This is a genomic window from Idiomarina piscisalsi (assembly GCF_002211765.1).
Classification (GTDB): Bacteria; Pseudomonadota; Gammaproteobacteria; order Enterobacterales; family Alteromonadaceae; genus Idiomarina; species Idiomarina piscisalsi_A.
Genome location: NZ_CP022133.1, coordinates 1,370,478 through 1,386,595, shown reverse-complemented (window position 1 = coordinate 1,386,595; position 16,118 = coordinate 1,370,478). Strand labels below are relative to the sequence as shown.

At 46.8% G+C, this 16,118-nt stretch carries 19 protein-coding genes and 1 tRNA gene; 10 read left to right on the top strand and 10 right to left on the bottom strand.

Translation table 11 applies throughout. The features are described 5' to 3' along the window. Positions 1-16 precede the first annotated feature (16 nt). A complete protein-coding gene (gene clpA, locus CEW91_RS06705; protein ID WP_088768243.1) occupies positions 17-2,284 on the top strand; it encodes an ATP-dependent Clp protease ATP-binding subunit ClpA in 2,268 nt (755 codons plus the stop codon). 50 nt (positions 2,285-2,334) lie between these two features. Here clpA and infA read toward each other — a convergent pair whose 3' ends face one another. Genes infA through trxB form a run of 4 tightly spaced genes read right to left on the bottom strand, consistent with a single transcriptional unit; the run spans position 2,335 to position 4,968 of the window. Further along, a complete protein-coding gene (infA, locus tag CEW91_RS06700) occupies positions 2,335-2,553 on the bottom strand; it encodes a translation initiation factor IF-1 (protein WP_053953583.1) in 219 nt (72 codons plus the stop codon). 27 nt (positions 2,554-2,580) lie between these two features. Next, a complete protein-coding gene (locus CEW91_RS06695; RefSeq protein ID WP_088768242.1) occupies positions 2,581-3,291 on the bottom strand; it encodes an arginyltransferase in 711 nt (236 codons plus the stop codon). Beyond that, positions 3,276-4,001: a leucyl/phenylalanyl-tRNA--protein transferase gene (aat, locus tag CEW91_RS06690; RefSeq protein ID WP_088768241.1), complete on the bottom strand. Its 726-nt coding sequence runs from the start codon at positions 3,999-4,001 to the stop codon at positions 3,276-3,278. Before aat ends, CEW91_RS06695 begins: the two co-directional genes overlap by 16 nt. A 7-nt stretch (positions 4,002-4,008) precedes the next feature. After that, on the bottom strand, positions 4,009-4,968 hold the full coding sequence (gene trxB / locus CEW91_RS06685; RefSeq protein WP_088768240.1) for a thioredoxin-disulfide reductase: 960 nt from the start codon (positions 4,966-4,968) through the stop codon (positions 4,009-4,011). 119 nt (positions 4,969-5,087) lie between these two features. Here trxB and CEW91_RS06680 point away from each other — a divergent pair, with 119 nt between their 5' ends. Together CEW91_RS06680 and CEW91_RS06675 are read left to right on the top strand one after the other, a co-directional pair. Then, a complete protein-coding gene (locus CEW91_RS06680) occupies positions 5,088-5,519 on the top strand; it encodes a hypothetical protein (RefSeq protein ID WP_088768239.1) in 432 nt (143 codons plus the stop codon). A gap of 16 nt (positions 5,520-5,535) precedes the next feature. Beyond that, the gene (locus CEW91_RS06675; protein WP_088768238.1) at positions 5,536-5,730 is read left to right on the top strand and encodes a CPXCG motif-containing cysteine-rich protein; all 195 of its coding nucleotides are present in this window, start codon (positions 5,536-5,538) and stop codon (positions 5,728-5,730) included. Between the two features lie 69 nt (positions 5,731-5,799). Here CEW91_RS06675 and ald read toward each other — a convergent pair whose 3' ends face one another. Beyond that, the gene (gene ald, locus CEW91_RS06670; RefSeq protein WP_088768237.1) at positions 5,800-6,927 is read right to left on the bottom strand and encodes an alanine dehydrogenase; all 1,128 of its coding nucleotides are present in this window, start codon (positions 6,925-6,927) and stop codon (positions 5,800-5,802) included. 143 nt (positions 6,928-7,070) lie between these two features. Between ald and lrp the strand changes: the two genes are divergently transcribed. The 6 genes from lrp (at position 7,071) to serS (ending at position 13,650) form a co-directional block, all read left to right on the top strand. Then, positions 7,071-7,562: a leucine-responsive transcriptional regulator Lrp gene (lrp, locus tag CEW91_RS06665; protein ID WP_088768236.1), complete on the top strand. Its 492-nt coding sequence runs from the start codon at positions 7,071-7,073 to the stop codon at positions 7,560-7,562. Positions 7,563-7,634: 72 nt separating this feature from the next. Further along, positions 7,635-10,016, top strand: a complete 2,382-nt coding sequence (locus CEW91_RS06660) for a DNA translocase FtsK (RefSeq protein ID WP_088768235.1) — start codon at positions 7,635-7,637, stop codon at positions 10,014-10,016. A 3-nt stretch (positions 10,017-10,019) separates the two neighbouring features. Further along, positions 10,020-10,622, top strand: a complete 603-nt coding sequence (lolA, locus tag CEW91_RS06655) for an outer membrane lipoprotein chaperone LolA (RefSeq protein ID WP_088768234.1) — start codon at positions 10,020-10,022, stop codon at positions 10,620-10,622. 59 nt (positions 10,623-10,681) lie between these two features. Then, positions 10,682-11,968, top strand: coding sequence for a replication-associated recombination protein A (locus CEW91_RS06650; RefSeq protein WP_269766174.1), 1,287 nt, complete (start codon positions 10,682-10,684; stop codon positions 11,966-11,968). Beyond that, positions 11,961-12,350: a fluoride efflux transporter CrcB gene (gene crcB, locus CEW91_RS06645; protein ID WP_088768232.1), complete on the top strand. Its 390-nt coding sequence runs from the start codon at positions 11,961-11,963 to the stop codon at positions 12,348-12,350. Before CEW91_RS06650 ends, crcB begins: the two co-directional genes overlap by 8 nt. Positions 12,351-12,357: 7 nt before the next feature. Continuing rightward, complete coding sequence (gene serS / locus CEW91_RS06640; RefSeq protein WP_088768231.1) at positions 12,358-13,650, top strand: serine--tRNA ligase; 1,293 nt, start codon at positions 12,358-12,360, stop codon at positions 13,648-13,650. Between the two features lie 4 nt (positions 13,651-13,654). Here serS and CEW91_RS06635 read toward each other — a convergent pair whose 3' ends face one another. The 5 genes from CEW91_RS06635 to CEW91_RS06615 all read right to left on the bottom strand — a co-directional run bounded on the left by CEW91_RS06635 (position 13,655) and on the right by CEW91_RS06615 (position 15,663). Then, entirely contained in the window at positions 13,655-13,984 is a 330-nt protein-coding gene (locus CEW91_RS06635) for a TusE/DsrC/DsvC family sulfur relay protein (protein ID WP_088768230.1), read from the bottom strand. Positions 13,985-13,988: 4 nt separating this feature from the next. Beyond that, complete coding sequence (locus CEW91_RS06630; RefSeq protein WP_088768229.1) at positions 13,989-14,255, bottom strand: hypothetical protein; 267 nt, start codon at positions 14,253-14,255, stop codon at positions 13,989-13,991. Then, positions 14,252-14,569, bottom strand: a complete 318-nt coding sequence (locus CEW91_RS06625; RefSeq protein WP_088768228.1) for a DsrE family protein — start codon at positions 14,567-14,569, stop codon at positions 14,252-14,254. Before CEW91_RS06625 ends, CEW91_RS06630 begins: the two co-directional genes overlap by 4 nt. Positions 14,570-14,573: 4 nt before the next feature. Continuing rightward, a complete protein-coding gene (gene tusD, locus CEW91_RS06620; protein ID WP_088769375.1) occupies positions 14,574-14,918 on the bottom strand; it encodes a sulfurtransferase complex subunit TusD in 345 nt (114 codons plus the stop codon). Positions 14,919-14,994: 76 nt separating this feature from the next. Further along, the gene (locus tag CEW91_RS06615) at positions 14,995-15,663 is read right to left on the bottom strand and encodes a Bax inhibitor-1/YccA family protein (RefSeq protein ID WP_088768227.1); all 669 of its coding nucleotides are present in this window, start codon (positions 15,661-15,663) and stop codon (positions 14,995-14,997) included. Positions 15,664-15,895: 232 nt separating this feature from the next. On the opposite strand from CEW91_RS06615, the gene CEW91_RS06610 reads away from it, so the two are divergent. Next, positions 15,896-15,987, top strand: a tRNA-Ser gene (locus CEW91_RS06610). Positions 15,988-16,118 lie beyond the last annotated feature (131 nt).

The window sequence follows — 16,118 nt, the reverse complement described above, 5'->3', positions numbered from 1 at the left end:
CGGTAAGGAGTGGTGTATGTTGAACAAGGCCCTTGAACTGACGTTGAATGATGCGTTTCGGCTGGCACGAGAGCGCAGTCATGAGCTTATGACTGTTGAACATTTATTGGTGGCGCTTCTGGATAACCCCGATGCGTCGAAAGCGCTGCGTGCTTGTGGGGCTAATTTCCAGCAGCTTAAAGAAGAGCTGTTGAGCTATATTGACCGCAGCACTCCGCTATTTGGACCTGACGAAGAAGAACCGGACACACAGCCGACGTTAGGCTTTCAACGTGTTCTGCAGCGTGCGGTTTTTCATGTGCAGTCATCGGGTAACGCGGAAGTTACCGGGGCTAACGTATTAGTCGCCATTTTCAGTGAGCAAGAGTCGCAGGCGGTGTATTTACTGAACAAACACGACATTACTCGTCTGGATATTGTGAATTATATCTCGCACGGCATTTCACGAATTGACGAAGAGCCTGCGGAAGAGTCGCTGGAAGACGAAACTATTGAAACTCAGCAGGAAGAACAGCAGAGTTATTTACAAAAGTTCTGTACTAACCTGAATGAGCAAGCCAAAGAAGGCAAGATTGATCCGTTAATTGGTCGTGACTTTGAAGTAGAACGCTGTGCGCAAATACTTTGCCGTCGTCGCAAGAATAACCCTTTATTGGTTGGTGAAGCGGGGGTGGGTAAAACGGCCATTGCTGAAGGTTTGGCGTATCGTATTGTCAAAGGTGATGTGCCGGAGATTTTGCTGGACGCAAAAATTTACTCATTGGATATGGGCGACTTGCTGGCCGGTACTAAATACCGGGGCGATTTTGAAAAACGCTTTAAGCTCTTATTGAAAGAGCTGCAAAAGCAAGAGCACGCTATTCTGTTTATTGATGAAATTCATACCATTATTGGCGCAGGTGCCGCCAGCGGCGGTGTACTGGATGCGTCAAACCTCATTAAACCGTTATTATCGAGTGGTCAGCTGAAATGTATTGGTTCGACAACGTATAACGAGTTTAAGAATGTCTTCGAGAAAGATCGGGCGTTGGTGCGCCGATTCCAGAAAGTGGACGTAGTAGAGCCGTCGGTTGAAGACACGACTAAAATTCTGATGGGCTTGAAAGATCGTTACGAAAGCCATCATGGCATTCGTTATACGCAGCCAGCGATAAAAGCGGCGGCAGAGCTGTCGGCTAAATATATTAATGAACGTCATCTGCCAGACAAAGCCATTGATGTAATGGACGAGGCGGGTGCTTCCCAACGTTTGTTGCCGCCATCAAAACGCCGTAAAACGGTGGGCGTTTCTGACATTGAGACGATTATTGCAAAAATTGCTCGTGTACCCGAGCAATCGGTCTCTCAGTCTGATCAGGAAACACTGAAACAGTTGGATCGTAACTTGAAGATGGTCGTGTTCGGCCAAGATGAAGCCATTGATAAGTTAACGGCGTCTATTCGCTTGTCCCGATCCGGTTTGGCGAACGAGAATCAGCCTATTGGTTCGTTCTTATTTGCAGGGCCTACTGGCGTCGGTAAGACTGAGGTCACTCAACAATTAGCGAAAGCTATGGGTATAGAGTTACTTCGTTTCGATATGTCCGAGTACATGGAACGCCATGCGGTCAGTCGTTTAATTGGCGCTCCTCCAGGTTATGTGGGTTATGAGCAGGGTGGATTGTTGACCGACGCGGTTATTAAGAACCCGCATTGTGTTCTGTTACTGGACGAGTTGGAAAAAGCACATCCGGATGTCTTTAATATTCTGCTTCAGGTGATGGACAATGGTACGTTGACTGATAATAACGGCCGTAAAGCGGACTTCCGAAATGTCATTATTGTCATGACGACCAACGCCGGTGTTCGCGAAACCGTCAGAAAATCCATTGGCTTTAAACAACAGGATCACAGCCACGATGCCATGGCGGAAATTAATAAAACGTTCACGCCAGAGTTTCGTAACCGCTTAGATGGTGTTGTTTGGTTTAACCATCTAACACCGGAAGTATTGGAGCAAGTCGTCGACAAGTTTATTTGCGAATTACAGGCTCAGCTAGATAAAAAAGGCGTGTCGTTGGAAGTCGATCCGAGTGCGCATGCCTGGATAGCTGAAAAAGGTTACGATAAGGAAATGGGCGCGCGTCCAATGAGCCGCGTAATTCAAGAGCACTTGAAGAAGCCGTTAGCGAACGAAATTCTGTTTGGTCAGCTGTCCAAAGGCGGCAGTGTCAAAGTGAGTGTGTCTGATAAAGGCGAGCTGAAGTTTGATTACGACAGCAACAGCGAAACGGTGGAGAGTTAGAAGCAGTGCTTAAGGCCGGTTCGGTTGAACCGGCCTTAACCCCGAACGGATTAACGTGCGCGGAAGACGATGCGGCCTTTAGTTAGGTCGTATGGAGTCAACTGAACCGTTACTGTGTCGCCGGTTAAGATGCGGATGTAGTGTTTACGCATTTTACCAGAGATGTGTGCAGTAACCACGTGACCATTTTCCAATTCTACGCGGAACATAGTGTTGGGAAGCGTTTCCAGAACCGTTCCCTGCATCTCAATATTGTCTTCTTTCGCCATTAAAATCCTCTGATTTCTGTTAGTAGCCTAAAGTGTGTGCGATTTTAGCGCTTTTTTCCAATGATTGCCAACCAGTCGTTCATATGGGGCAAAACGAGTTTTGTAATTCATCTTATTGCAGGCATCGATTTGATACCCCAGATACAAATACTCAAGCTCTTGCTGACGACTGTATTCAATTAACTGTAAAATGGCATAGGTACCTAATGAACGCTTGTGAGCGGTTGGATCAAAAAACGTGTAAACAGCTGACAGCGCATTCGGAGTTTGATCGGCCACTGAGACCGCCAACAATTTTCCTTCGTGGTCTCGCCACTCAAAAATAAGTGGTGTCATCCAGTCACAGGATACCCACCGCCAGAAGTTGTCAGGATCAGGCGGGTACATCTCTCCGTCAGCATGACGCTGCTCGATAAACTCGCAAAATAAACGACTGTGTTCGTCGGTTGGCTCTGTCACTATCGTAAAGAACAAGTCTTTATTTTTGTTCGCGATGCGTTTCTGGTTTTTACTGGCCGTAAACTCGTTCACGATGACTCGCAGTGACTCACACGCACTGCATAATCGACAATGCGGACGGTAGACATCGTTATGGCTGCGTCTGAAGCCGTTTGCCATAAAGTACTCGTAAGCTTCAGGGTTTAGCCGTTGTTGTTCTTCAGGAACCGCAACAATCAGGCGTTCTTGCTTGTCCTTAAGATAGTTGCAGTTTGACTCATGGGTTAATCCGAACTGCATGTGGGGCTCCCGGAGGATTCTAGCTGTCTTGGTATCCAGAACTGACTAGGCATCGCCGATGTCTGCGAGGAGTGTAATTTTACCAAGAAGCGCTCACGAGAAAGCTCATGTGCACCTAGTGAGAATAAATGAGGGTTCCCGACCTGGCAGTCAATGAGCTGTCCGCCGTCACGATGAAAAGCGTTTGCAAACCGCATTAACGCAATTTTTGACGCGTTGGTGGCGGTATGAAACATACTTTCTCCGCAGAATGTTTGGCCAATTGAAACGCCGTACAAACCGCCAACCAAGTGTTCGTCCAACCACACCTCGACAGAATGAGCGTGACCCAAGTTGTGCAGATTTAGATAAGCGTTCATCATTTCGTCGGTTATCCAGGTGCCCTCTTTGTCTGCGCGTAGGCGAGCACAAGCATCGATAACGTCAGCGAAGCGGTTGTTTATAGTCACCCGCCAGGGTTTTTGGCGAGCGGCCTTAGCTAATGAGCGGCTAACGTGAATTTGGTCAGGATAAAATACAGCGCGGGGGTTGGGTGACCACCATAAAATCGGGTCGTTGTTTGAAAACCACGGGAAAATACCGTTTTGATAAGCGTACAGTAACCGTTCAGCCGATAAGTCACCTCCGACAGCGAGCAGCCCGTTTGGCTCGTGAAGTGCTGTCGCTGCAGGAGGGAAGCTTATCGATAATGGATCAAGCTGAACGATCACTGTTGTATCAGGACTTCGTTAACGCATCCAGATAGCGTTCAGCATCGAGCGCTGCCATACAACCAGTGCCGGCAGACGTAATAGCCTGACGGTAGACATGGTCCATAACGTCACCGGCTGCGAATACGCCTGGCACGCTGGTCGCCGTTGCGTTACCCTCTAAACCACTTTGAACACTGATGTAACCATTCTGCATTTCCAGCTGACCGTCAAAAATGCCGGTATTTGGCTGGTGGCCAATGGCAATAAAACAGCCTGCGACGCCCAGCTCTTCAGTGCCGCCGGTTTGTGTGTCCTTAATGCGGACACCAGTAACACCTGCATCGTCACCTAAAACTTCGTCTAAGGTTTTGTTCAAGTGGAAGATGATATTGCCGTTTTTCTCTTTTTCGTGCAGGCGATCAACCAAAATTTTCTCAGCACGGAACGTATCGCGACGGTGAATAACGTGAACTTCGCTGGCAATGTTGGACAAGTAAAGGGCTTCCTCTACCGCCGTATTACCACCACCAACAACACAGACCTTCTGTTTTTTATAAAAGAAGCCGTCACACGTTGCACAGGCTGACACGCCTTTGCCCATAAACGCTTCTTCAGAGTCTAAACCTAAATATTTCGCTGATGCGCCAGTACTGATAATCACTGAGTCCGCTGTATATTCACCCACATCACCTTTCAGTTGGAAAGGGCGCTTGGAGAAATCGACGCTGTTGATATGGTCAAACACAATTTCAGTGTTGAAGCGCTCTGCGTGCTGCTGCATGCGAACCATCAGGTCAGGGCCGGTTAAACCTTCGGCGTCGCCAGGCCAGTTTTCAACGTCGGTGGTGGTGGTTAACTGACCACCTTGTTGCATACCGGTCACCATGACCGGGTCTAAATTAGCGCGAGCTGCGTAGACTGCTGCGGTATAGCCCGCAGGACCCGAACCTAAAATTAATAACTTGCAATGCTTGGCGTCTGCCATTGATAACTCCTGACTGCTTTTATTCTTTTAATGTAAGATAAGTAGTGTATGGGGACTGATTGTAGGGTTTGCAAGCCTGTGGAACAAGTCAAAAATAAAAAAGCGAGGGTAAGTTAAACATGTTCGAGAGTATAAGGCGATGGACCGCAAACGTACCGTTAGGTTATCGCGCTGCGTTAATTACTGTAATCATTACAGCTGTTTTCTACTTTTGGGAATCATGGCCCTATTATTTGGGGGCGGCAATTATGTTATGCAGCTTTTTGTATGCACCGGAAAAATTTTTACTCGTATCAGATGAGCATAATGAGGTTAAAAACATTATGTCGCTGCTAGCTGTGCGAGGGGAGAACTTGCAAGTGGGTCTGGAACAGGTGCCAGCATGCAAATTAAAACGTGTGGCGTTGGGTGAATACAACAAACATTATGGGATTTTGCAATTTCCATTTAATTATCACATCAGTCATTCTCATATCTTTCCCATTCAGCAGGTGGATTCGGTTCGCGAATTTTTTAAAACGAACTACCCGCATGTTGATTTGATTATTTAGTCATAAAGAGAGTCTTATGTCGTTAACACATGAAACTACTTTTGGTTGTCCATACTGCATGGCACCGAACTCTTTAGAGGTTGATCCGATTAATGATCTTGGGCAACACCAAATTGTTGATTGCCAAGTCTGTTGTCAGCCGATTGAATTATGGATTCAGGAAACAGGCAATGGTGAGTTTGAAATTCAGGCGCAGACCGATGATGAATAAGTTATAAAAAAGCCCCGGTGAACGCATTCACCAGGGCTTTTTAGAAGCCTCTGAGTCGTTTGGGATCTGTTAACCCTGTAACGCTTCACGCGGATCTTGATAGTCAAGGCCTAGCTGTTCACCTAAGTCATCGTGAATCGCTTTGTAGGTGATTTTACCTTTGTGCATGTTCAGGCCCTTCAGCAAGTGATCGTTCTCCAGCATTGCTTTCACGCCCTTGTTGGCTAACGCAATACCATAAGGCAAGGTCGCATTATTCAGCGCGATAGTTGAGGTACGAGCCACGCCGCCCGGCATGTTTGCAACACAGTAGTGAACCACATCATCAATGACATAAACTGGGTCTTGGTGAGTCGTCGCTTTTGACGTTTCAAAACAACCGCCCTGATCGATAGCCACATCAACCAATACAGAGCCTGGCTTCATGTTTTTGATGTTCTCACGAGTGAGTAGCTTAGGAGCCGCCGCGCCTGGAATCAGTACCGCGCCAACGACTAAATCTGCTTCACGTGAATATTTGTCGATAGCATCAACGGTTGAATAAACGGTTTGTACGCGACCGGCGAAAATATCGTCCAGTTCACGCAGACGAGGCAGTGAACGGTCCAAAATAGTGACTTCTGCGCCAAGACCAATCGCCATTTTGGCTGCGTTAGTACCGACAACACCACCGCCAATAATTAATACTTTACCCGGAGCAACGCCTGGTACGCCGCCTAACAAAGTACCGCTGCCGCCGTGTGCTTTTTCTAAGTAGTGTGCACCCGCCTGAATAGACATACGGCCAGCAACTTCGCTCATTGGTGCTAACAGCGGTAAACCATTGCGGTTGTCAGTAACTGTTTCATAAGCAATAGCCGTACAGCCAGCCTTACCTAATAACTCGGTTTGAGTTGGATCAGGGGCTAAGTGCAAGAAGGTATAAAGAATTTGGCCTTCGCGCAGCATTTTGCACTCATTTGGCTGAGGTTCTTTTACCTTAACAATCATGTCAGCGCGTTCAAAAATTTCTTCAGGCGTATCGACAATGCTTGCGCCTGCCTCAGTATATTGTTCGTTAGTAAAACCGATTGCAGCGCCACCATTATTTTCAATAATAACGTCGTGACCGTTCTCAACGTATTCGCGAACCGCAGCTGGGGTTAAGCCGATGCGATATTCGTGGTTTTTAATCTCTTTTGGTACACCAATTAGCATTGTCTGCCTCTTACTTAGTTAACGGTTTTCGGTGAAATAATTTGGCGCAAATTATAGACGTAAAACTAAGTGCATGAGTTACTTTTTTTAAGTTATTTTTTAGTGTGATATTCTATAAATAAGCTAATTTTTCGAGATTTATTATGTTTAATGCTGAAATCCCCACAGAAATCACTGTTGATAAAATAGACAGGAAGATCCTGCGCTTGCTGCAAGAGGACGGGCGCATGTCTAATGTGGAATTGGCGAAGCGGGTCGGGCTCAGTCAAACCGCGTGTTTGGAACGAGTTCGCAAGCTGGAGCGTGAGCAGGTCATTGAAAGCTATCATGCCAAAATAAACCCTGCTAAATTAGGGGCTAACCTGATGGTGTTCGTGGAAATCACACTCACTCGAACGTCGGCCGATGCCTTTGCCGAGTTTAGTGAAGCGGCACGTAAAACCGATGAAATATTGGAATGTCATTTGGTGGCCGGAGACTTCGACTTCCTGATTAAAGCTCGTGTGCCCGATATGCGGGCCTACAGAAAGCTACTCGGTGAAACGTTGCTAATGATGCCGGGGGTTGATGAATCCCGCACTTATGTGGTGATGGAAGAGGTCAAACAAGAAAATAAAGTATTAGTAAAGGGGTAACATTAGGGCTGACATTCGCTACAATCATGCGATTATTAAAACAATAACTAACGAAGGCGCTACAACAGAATAATGACAGGTGTACAGAGAGTTCTAGAAGCCGGACTGCTTATTAGCGGTGCTTTAGCTATTTTTATTTTCTTGTCCTTAGTTAGCTTTAACCCGGCCGACCCTAGTTGGTCGCAAACAGGCTATGAGGGCAGTATTCATAATGCCGGTGGTGCGGTTGGTGCCTGGGTGTCTGATGTCCTGTTGTTTGCATTTGGTTTTGTTGCATACCTTATTCCCTTTGGCTTTGCGGGCTTAGGTTATTTGTTGTTCCGCAAAACCTACCATTTACTGGAAATGGATTATTTGGCGGTCAGCCTTCGGATGATAGGTGCGTTATTAGCGCTTATTGGCGCTTCTGCGCTTTCTTCCATTAACTTTGATGATATTTATTATTTTTCTGCCGGTGGCGTTATCGGCGATGTCATCGCTGCGTCTCTGCTGCCATATCTGAATTTTGTGGGCAGTACTTTATTGTTACTGACGTTCTTCTTTACCGGTATTACGTTGGTTACCGGCATTAGTTGGTTACACGTAGCGGATAAACTGGGCGAATGGGCCATTGTCGGCGTTTTGTGGTTGGTCGACAGAATTAAACAGACCTGGCAAAAGCGCGACAATAACGATGATGAGAGTGAGTCAGAAGAGAACACCACGGAGGCTTTAACTGATAACGAAGACAACGAGACAAAATCGCTCACCAGTGATTTATTCGGCGCAGATAAGCAAGAGCCTGTATTAAGCTTGCCGTCAATTAGTGCGGTCGACGAAGAAGAACCGGTGGAAGAAGAAAAAGCACCACGTTTTAGCAAAGAGGCCGCCGAACGTAAGCGTCAGTCGAAAGCCGTAAAGCAGGACGATAAAAGTGACGAGCCAGAAGTGGCAGAAAGCGATGTTGACCCCGAGGTGTTACCACCGTTGCCGTCAATTGAGTTGCTGGACCGTCCTAATAAAAAAGAAAACCCTATTACGCAGGACGAACTTGACCAAGTATCACGAACGGTTGAAACCGTTTTAAAAGACTTTGGTGTCGATGTTCGCGTAGCGCATGTTCAGCCGGGACCGGTCATTACTCGTTTTGAGCTCGACTTAGCACCAGGCGTTAAAGTATCAAAAATTTCTAACCTGGCTAAAGACATTGCTCGTACCTTGTCGGCTGTTGCTGTGCGCGTGGTTGAGGTTATCCCCGGGAAGTCATACGTGGGGCTGGAGTTACCGAATAAGCACCGTGAAATTGTGCAGCTGAGCGAAGTTATCAATAGTGACCAATTTGGTAATAGTCAGTCGCCGCTGACAATGATTCTCGGTAAAGACATTGCCGGCAAGTCCGTGGTTGTCGACTTGGCTAAAATGCCGCACTTATTGGTTGCGGGTACGACCGGTTCGGGTAAATCGGTGGGTGTGAACGTCATGATTCTAAGCTTGCTTTACAAGAGCACACCGGAAGACGTTCGTCTGATTATGATAGACCCCAAGATGCTGGAACTGTCAGTTTATGAAGGCATTCCACACTTATTGACGGAAGTGGTTACTGATATGAAAGATGCGGCCAATGCGCTGCGTTGGTGTGTCGGAGAAATGGAACGCCGCTATAAGCTGATGTCAGCCCTAGGGGTACGTAACCTAAAAGGCTATAACGCGAAGGTAAAAGCGGCAGAGGAAGCAGGGGAGCCGCTGCGTGACCCTATTTGGAAACCGGGCGATTCGATGGATGAGCTCCCCCCGGTGTTAGAGAAATTACCTAACATTGTTGTGGTTATCGATGAATTTGCCGACATGATGATGATTGTCGGTAAAAAAGTCGAAGAGCTTATTGCCCGTATAGCACAAAAAGCACGTGCAGCAGGCATTCATCTTATTTTGGCAACGCAGCGTCCGTCGGTTGACGTTATTACCGGTTTAATTAAAGCGAATATTCCAACGCGTATTGCGTTTCAGGTGTCATCAAAAGTCGACTCTCGTACTATTCTGGATCAGCCCGGCGCTGACCAATTGTTAGGGCAGGGTGATATGCTTTACTTACCACCAGGCAGTGGTTCACCAATACGAGTGCACGGCGCTTTTGTTGATGACCATGAAGTGCATGCCGTGGTGAAAGACTGGAAGAAGCGCGGTCGTCCTAACTACCTGGAAGAAATCCTCTCAGGTGATCAAGGCGAAGAGGCGTTATTGCCGGGCGAGCAACAGGAAATGGACGACGCCGAGTCAGACCCGCTTTATGACGAAGCTGTTGCTTTCGTTACAGAGACGCAACGAGTGTCGGTGTCGAGTGTTCAGCGAAAATTCCGTATTGGTTATAACCGCGCTGCACGCATTGTAGAACAAATGGAAATGAGCGGTGTCGTAAGTAGTGCAGGTAATAACGGCCAGCGCGATGTTCTGGCACCTAAACCACCAAGGGATTAATTCATGAAAGCAGTATGGTTCGCCGCCGTTATGGCGGTATCAATGAATGTATTTGCCAGCGACAATAACTCGGATAAACAAGAGCTGCAGCAGCTATTAGAGCAAACTCAAAGTTTATCGGCAGAGTTCGAACAGCAAGTGAAAGACGAGCAGGGCAATGTACTGCAAAGTTTAAGTGGTACTATGACGTTAAAGCGCCCGGCGAACTTGTATTGGCACACAATGCGCCCCGATGAAACGGTGATGGTCGCAAACGGAGAGAAGGTTTGGTATTACAACCCGTTCGTTGATCAGGTCACTATTTATGCGCAACAGGACATGGTTGATAACAGTCCGTTGCTGTTAGTATTGGACAGTAACACCAACCAATGGCAGAACTACTCGGTAACTTATACTGATGAGCGCTATCTTGTTAAACATAACAACGATAACAGCCAGTTAGAGTTGGCTTTCGATGGCAATAAGCTTAAAGAAATAACAATGATACAGGCGCATGGCGAGCGTACTGAACTGATATTGAACGACGTGGCATTAAATACTCAAATTGACGACCAGCAATTCACATTCAAAGTGCCAGCTGGTGTCGATGTGGACGATCAAAGCTAATTGTTGTGGCCAGTCTTGATCTAGATTTTCAGCCAGATTTCAAACCTCTTGCGGCGCGCATGCGTCCGCAAACCATTGAAGAGTATGTCGGGCAACAGCATTTATTAGCACCGGGGAAGCCGCTGCGAGTTGCGGTTGAACAAGGTCATTTGCACTCAATGATTCTCTGGGGGCCTCCGGGGACCGGTAAAACCACCTTAGCTGAGCTCATTGCTACCACCGCCAATGCCACTGTTAGTCGCATAAGTGCGGTTACTTCCGGTGTAAAAGATATAAGAAAAGCCATTGAGGAAGCAAAGCAGGTTGCCCAACAGCAGGGGCGCCGAACGATTTTGTTTGTCGACGAGGTGCACCGTTTTAATAAAAGCCAGCAGGACGCATTTTTACCACATATTGAAGACGGCACCATTGTGTTTGTTGGTGCGACGACAGAAAACCCCGGCTTTGAATTAAACAATGCGTTGTTATCACGTGCACGGGTGTATCGCTTGCAGGGGCTTTCAAAAGCAGACCTTGAGCTGGCCTTAAAACGAGCGCTGGAAGATACAGAGCGAGGCCTGGGTCAGCGTGGATTAAGGTTAGAAGGTGAAGCTCGGGCAAAGCTGTTGGACTTAGCGGGTGGTGACGCTCGCCGGTTGCTGAATTACCTTGAAGTAGTGGCCGACTTTGTTGAAAGTAGCAGTCAGCCTATTACGCCTGAGTTAATTACCGCCGCTATTGGCGAAAAGGCCACCGCATTCGATCATCAAGGTGACCATTATTACGATATTCTATCGGCGTTTCATAAATCGGTACGAGGCTCTTCTCCCGATGGCGCTTTATATTGGTACGCTCGGTTATTAACGGGTGGTGGTGATGCTCTGGTGATTGCGCGCAGGCTACTGGCCATAGCCTCTGAAGATATTGGTAATGCCGACCCAAGAGCCTTGCAGTTAGCGTTAAATGCCTGGGATACGTATCACAGAGTAGGCCCGGCAGAAGGCGAAAGAGCCATAGCTCAGGCCGTTATTTATTGTGCTTGTGCTGCTAAAAGTAACGCGGTGTACAATGCCTTTAAAAGCGCGATGCGGACAGCAAAAGAACACAGCGACGCTCCGGTACCTGAGCATTTACGCAATGCACCCACTAAAGTGCATAAAGAGCAAGGCTACGGGGCTGACTATCAATATGCGCACAACTACCCGAATGCGTATGTACCCGGTGAGCGTTATTTACCGTCAGAACTCGCGGAAATGACGTTTTATCAACCCGAACCTCGAGGCTTAGAAATTAAGTTGCAGGAAAAATTGCGCTGGCTGCAGGATATGGACGCTAAGTCAGACTGGAAAAGAGAACCCGATGAATAACTTATTGCTGCATTTTTTCTGCGTAGCCGCTGGTGGTGCTGTTGGTGCCTCGGGACGTTACGCTATTGGCCTTGCAATGCAATCAATTGGGCTGCGGGCATTCCCTTTTGCGACGCTGACCGTTAACATATTAGGCTCTTTTTTACTGGGGCTGTTATTGGCATATGGACAACAACAATCCGTGTCAGAGACAACCCGCTTATTCCTTGGTGTTGGCGTTTTAGGCGCATTTACAACCTTTTCAACTTTTTCGGTTGAGGTTGTAACGCTGGCCAGCCAGGGCGAAATGCTAAAAGCCGCCTTACACATAGGCTTAAACGTAATTATCTGTATTGCTGCTGTTGTTGCAGCAATGATGTTGTACTCAACAACGGTTAAATAGGACACTCATGCTAGACGCTAAATACTTCCGTGAGGAATTAGACAATACCGCAAAAGCACTTGCTAAAAGAGGCTTCGACTTAGACGTTGCTAAACTCAGCAAGCTTGAAGAGCAACGTAAAGAGGTACAGGTACGTACTGAACAACTTCAGGCTGAACGTAACAGTCGCTCCAAAGCGATTGGTAAAGCGAAAGCAGCGGGTGAAGATATACAGCCGTTACTCGATGCGGTGAGCGATTTAGGTGACCAGCTGGATAGCGCGAAAGAAGAACTTAAAGCCATTCAGCAGGAACTTAACGACATTATTATGGGTGTCCCTAATCTTCCGGCAGACGAAGTGCCGCAAGGTGAAGACGAAAGTAAAAACCAAGAAGTACTGACCTGGGGCGAACCTAAGTCGTTCGACTTTGAAGTAAAAGATCACGTTGATCTTGGCGAAGCGTTAGCCAAAGGGATGGACTTTGAAGCTGCAGCGAAATTAACCGGTGCGCGCTTTGTTGTTATGCGAGGTGGCATTGCTCGTCTGCATCGTGCACTGACTCAGTTCATGTTGGATTTGCACACACAAGAGCACGGTTATCTAGAAACCTACGTGCCTTATATGGTGAATCAGGATTCTTTGCTGGGAACAGGGCAGTTACCGAAATTTGGTAAAGACTTATTCCACATTGAGGGTGAATCGCAAGACCAAATTCCAATGTCACTGATTCCAACGGCCGAAGTCCCGTTAACGAATTTGTATCGTGACGAGATAGCTGATGAAGACGAATTACCGCTTAAGTTCACGGCGCATACGCCTTGTTTCCGCAGCGAAGCGGGTTCTCATGGTCGAGATACCCGTGGCCTTATCCGTCAGCATCAGTTTGATAAAGTCGAGTTGGTTTGGTTAGTAAAACCGGAAGAGTCAATGGATGCATTAGAGCAGTTGACCGGGCATGCTGAAACGGTTCTGCAGAAACTGGAATTACCGTACCGTAAAGTTTTACTGTGTACGGGTGATATGGGCTTTGGCGCCGCTAAAACTTACGACTTAGAAGTATGGCTACCAGCCCAACAGGCGTACCGTGAAATCAGCTCTTGCTCAAATATGCAGGACTTTCAGGCACGTCGTATGCAGGCTCGTTTCCGTCGTAAGGGCGCGAAAAAACCGGAGCTTATGCACACATTGAACGGCTCAGGTTTAGCAGTAGGCCGTGCATTAGTTGCTGTGCTGGAAAATTATCAGCAGGAAGATGGTTCAATAGTCGTTCCTGAAGTACTGCGCACTTACATGGGTGGTATTGACGTTATTAAGAGCTAAAGCCCTAAATACATTTAGCTGGTTTCGGCAGGCCCGCAATGCGTGTGGCCTGCTTAGCTGGGCCTTTGGGGAATAGTTTATACAAATAGCGACTGTTGCCTTTCTCTTCTCCCAGTTGCTTCTTCATGGCTTTTACCAGAACACGCATAGCCGGACTGGTATCGAATTCTCGGTAAAAGTCTTGTACAAAATTGACAACTTCCCAGTGTGCCGGTGTCATATCAATGCTTTCAAGCTCCGCAATATGCAGAGCCAGCTCTTCATTCCAGTCATCAATATTGGCTAAATACTCGTGCTTGTCGGTTTCGTATGTTTTACCGTTAAATTCAATCATGCTATTACCAGGTAACTTGTTGTTGAAAGCTGAGTACCAGCTCAACCCACTCTGCGTCGGATTTTAACACAAGGTAATTAGGTACGGTCGCTTTTGAGTTTTCAATATCACTTTTACGCGCATAAATAGTCTGCAATACAGGGGAACTGTCAGGAAGGGTTCCTAAAGCGCTTTCTGACACTAAAAAAGCATCTTCTTGCTCAAGCAGGTGGCTATGCATTTCTAACCATGCTGACAGTGAATTGTCCCGTATCCAATGCAAAGTTTTCATGAGAACTGCAGTACCTCGTCGAACTGATTCAGGTATTGTTTTAACTCTTCCTCGGTAATCCCGATAGCCTCAATATTGACTGGTAGGGCGTCAACATCAAACTCTTGGCTTGCACATATCGCAATAGGCTCAGCGTCTAATAAGTCCAACATGGCGTAGCGTTTTGATGGTGAGCTTAGTAACACGTCGGCAGCATCATCAATAAGAATAAGCTGCACTGGAGTATCAAAGCTTGCCAGTGCGAGGGCCACATCTAGCGCTTCGGTAGCTGTATCTGGATTATTACTGCTTTGTACTATGGCTATTTTTTTCATGGGGCTAAAATTGTAACGTCCGGTCACTAGTGGCTATGGCTTTGGATAGGGCGGTGAGTCCTGTCGCTTCAAAGCTAGGATGAAACTTATCGATACCCATACGCTCAGCCACGGTATGGCAAACGACCAAGGGAATGCCTGACTGGTTTTTAAAATCACTCCATTGCTGAATCAACGCCTCATTTTCTGCGGATGTTTGCGCAATAGCGTGATCAACCGCTTGGCGATAGAAGAATAGGCACGCTATTTCATGTCCTTTCTTAAGGGCGCTTTTTGCAAAGGTCAGAGCATCCAATGAACGCTTCTGATTCGATGCCGAGCTTTGAACAATAAGAGTGAATTTAGCCACACTTTCCACCCGTTAATAGCTTAGATACAAAAACGCCCCGCATTGCGGGGCGCATTACATTATGTGTAAATGACGATTACTCGTCGCCGCCAAATGCCATCAGTAATGTTAGCAAATTGACGAATAAGTTATAAATAGACACATACAAGGTAACGGTCGCCAGTATGTAGTTGCGTTCGCCACCGTTAATAATGTCGCTGGTTTGCCACATAATCAGCATAGCCATTAGCGGAATCATGATGGCTGACAATGCTAAGTGCAGTGCTGGCATTTGGAAGAACAGGTTAGCGATAGCCGCAACGATAACCATGATAATACCAGCTGTGACTAAACCGCCCAGTTTTGACATGTCTTTCTTCGTCGTCAGAACATAAGCTGAGGTCGCAAAGAAAGTAAGTGCGGTACCGCCTAGGGCCGTAGCAACCATTTCGCCGCCGCCTGGCATTGATAGAGCCATATTAATAATTGGACCTAAGGTGTATCCCAGGAAGCCTGTCAGAGCGAAGGTGAAAACCAAGCCCATAGCGCTGTCTTTGGTTTTATAAACACCAAACAGCAGACCAAAATAACCAACCAGAGTTAAAATCAACCCTGGGTGTGGCCAGTTCATTGCACTGCTAATAGCGGCAACAACAGCACTAAAGGCTAATGTCATTGCTAATAACGTGTAAGTGTTACGTAGTACCTTATTGACGGCCAGAGCCGATTCATTCTGACCGACATATACCTGACTGCGATTGTTCATAGATTTCTCCGTGTTGAACGACTGTCTGTTAAGACGCTTTATTATTAAAAAAGTTTCCTGAATACTACAGCATAAATGGGGGGTTAGGGCAGTAATTTCCAGTAAAAAGTAGACAGTTTGTCTAATAAACGCCCAAACAGTACCTTTATTTAAATTTTTACTTTACAAGCGGAATTTAGGTCTTTAATATTCGCATCGTTCTCAACGACACAGTCATTGAAAACAACAATTCGGAGAGGTGGCAGAGCTCGGTTGAATGCACCTGACTTGAAATCAGGCGTGGGTTCATACCCACCGGGGGTTCGAATCCCTCCCTCTCCGCCAAATTTAAACAAAAAAGCCCAGCTCATCGAGTTGGGCTTTTTTGTTTCTCGTCAGTAAGTGCTTCATTCGACAATTCCTTAATTGCTGATATATTTATCAAAAACGGAATTTGTCATGAACATCTCGACCCA

Bases quoted from the DNA above. Each gene is read 5' to 3' on its own strand.
- clpA (WP_088768243.1), top strand. From the start codon at position 17: ATGTTGAACAAGGCCCTTGAACTGACGTTGAATGATGCGTTTCGGCTG.
- infA (WP_053953583.1), bottom strand. From the start codon at position 2,553: ATGGCGAAAGAAGACAATATTGAGATGCAGGGAACGGTTCTGGAAACG.
- CEW91_RS06695 (WP_088768242.1), bottom strand. From the start codon at position 3,291: ATGCAGTTCGGATTAACCCATGAGTCAAACTGCAACTATCTTAAGGAC.
- trxB (WP_088768240.1), bottom strand. From the start codon at position 4,968: ATGGCAGACGCCAAGCATTGCAAGTTATTAATTTTAGGTTCGGGTCCT.
- CEW91_RS06680 (WP_088768239.1), top strand. From the start codon at position 5,088: ATGTTCGAGAGTATAAGGCGATGGACCGCAAACGTACCGTTAGGTTAT.
- CEW91_RS06675 (WP_088768238.1), top strand. From the start codon at position 5,536: ATGTCGTTAACACATGAAACTACTTTTGGTTGTCCATACTGCATGGCA.
- ald (WP_088768237.1), bottom strand. From the start codon at position 6,927: ATGCTAATTGGTGTACCAAAAGAGATTAAAAACCACGAATATCGCATC.
- lrp (WP_088768236.1), top strand. From the start codon at position 7,071: ATGTTTAATGCTGAAATCCCCACAGAAATCACTGTTGATAAAATAGAC.
- CEW91_RS06660 (WP_088768235.1), top strand. From the start codon at position 7,635: ATGACAGGTGTACAGAGAGTTCTAGAAGCCGGACTGCTTATTAGCGGT.
- lolA (WP_088768234.1), top strand. From the start codon at position 10,020: ATGAAAGCAGTATGGTTCGCCGCCGTTATGGCGGTATCAATGAATGTA.
- CEW91_RS06650 (WP_269766174.1), top strand. From the start codon at position 10,682: ATGCGTCCGCAAACCATTGAAGAGTATGTCGGGCAACAGCATTTATTA.
- crcB (WP_088768232.1), top strand. From the start codon at position 11,961: ATGAATAACTTATTGCTGCATTTTTTCTGCGTAGCCGCTGGTGGTGCT.
- serS (WP_088768231.1), top strand. From the start codon at position 12,358: ATGCTAGACGCTAAATACTTCCGTGAGGAATTAGACAATACCGCAAAA.
- CEW91_RS06635 (WP_088768230.1), bottom strand. From the start codon at position 13,984: ATGATTGAATTTAACGGTAAAACATACGAAACCGACAAGCACGAGTAT.
- CEW91_RS06630 (WP_088768229.1), bottom strand. From the start codon at position 14,255: ATGAAAACTTTGCATTGGATACGGGACAATTCACTGTCAGCATGGTTA.
- CEW91_RS06625 (WP_088768228.1), bottom strand. From the start codon at position 14,569: ATGAAAAAAATAGCCATAGTACAAAGCAGTAATAATCCAGATACAGCT.
- CEW91_RS06615 (WP_088768227.1), bottom strand. From the start codon at position 15,663: ATGAACAATCGCAGTCAGGTATATGTCGGTCAGAATGAATCGGCTCTG.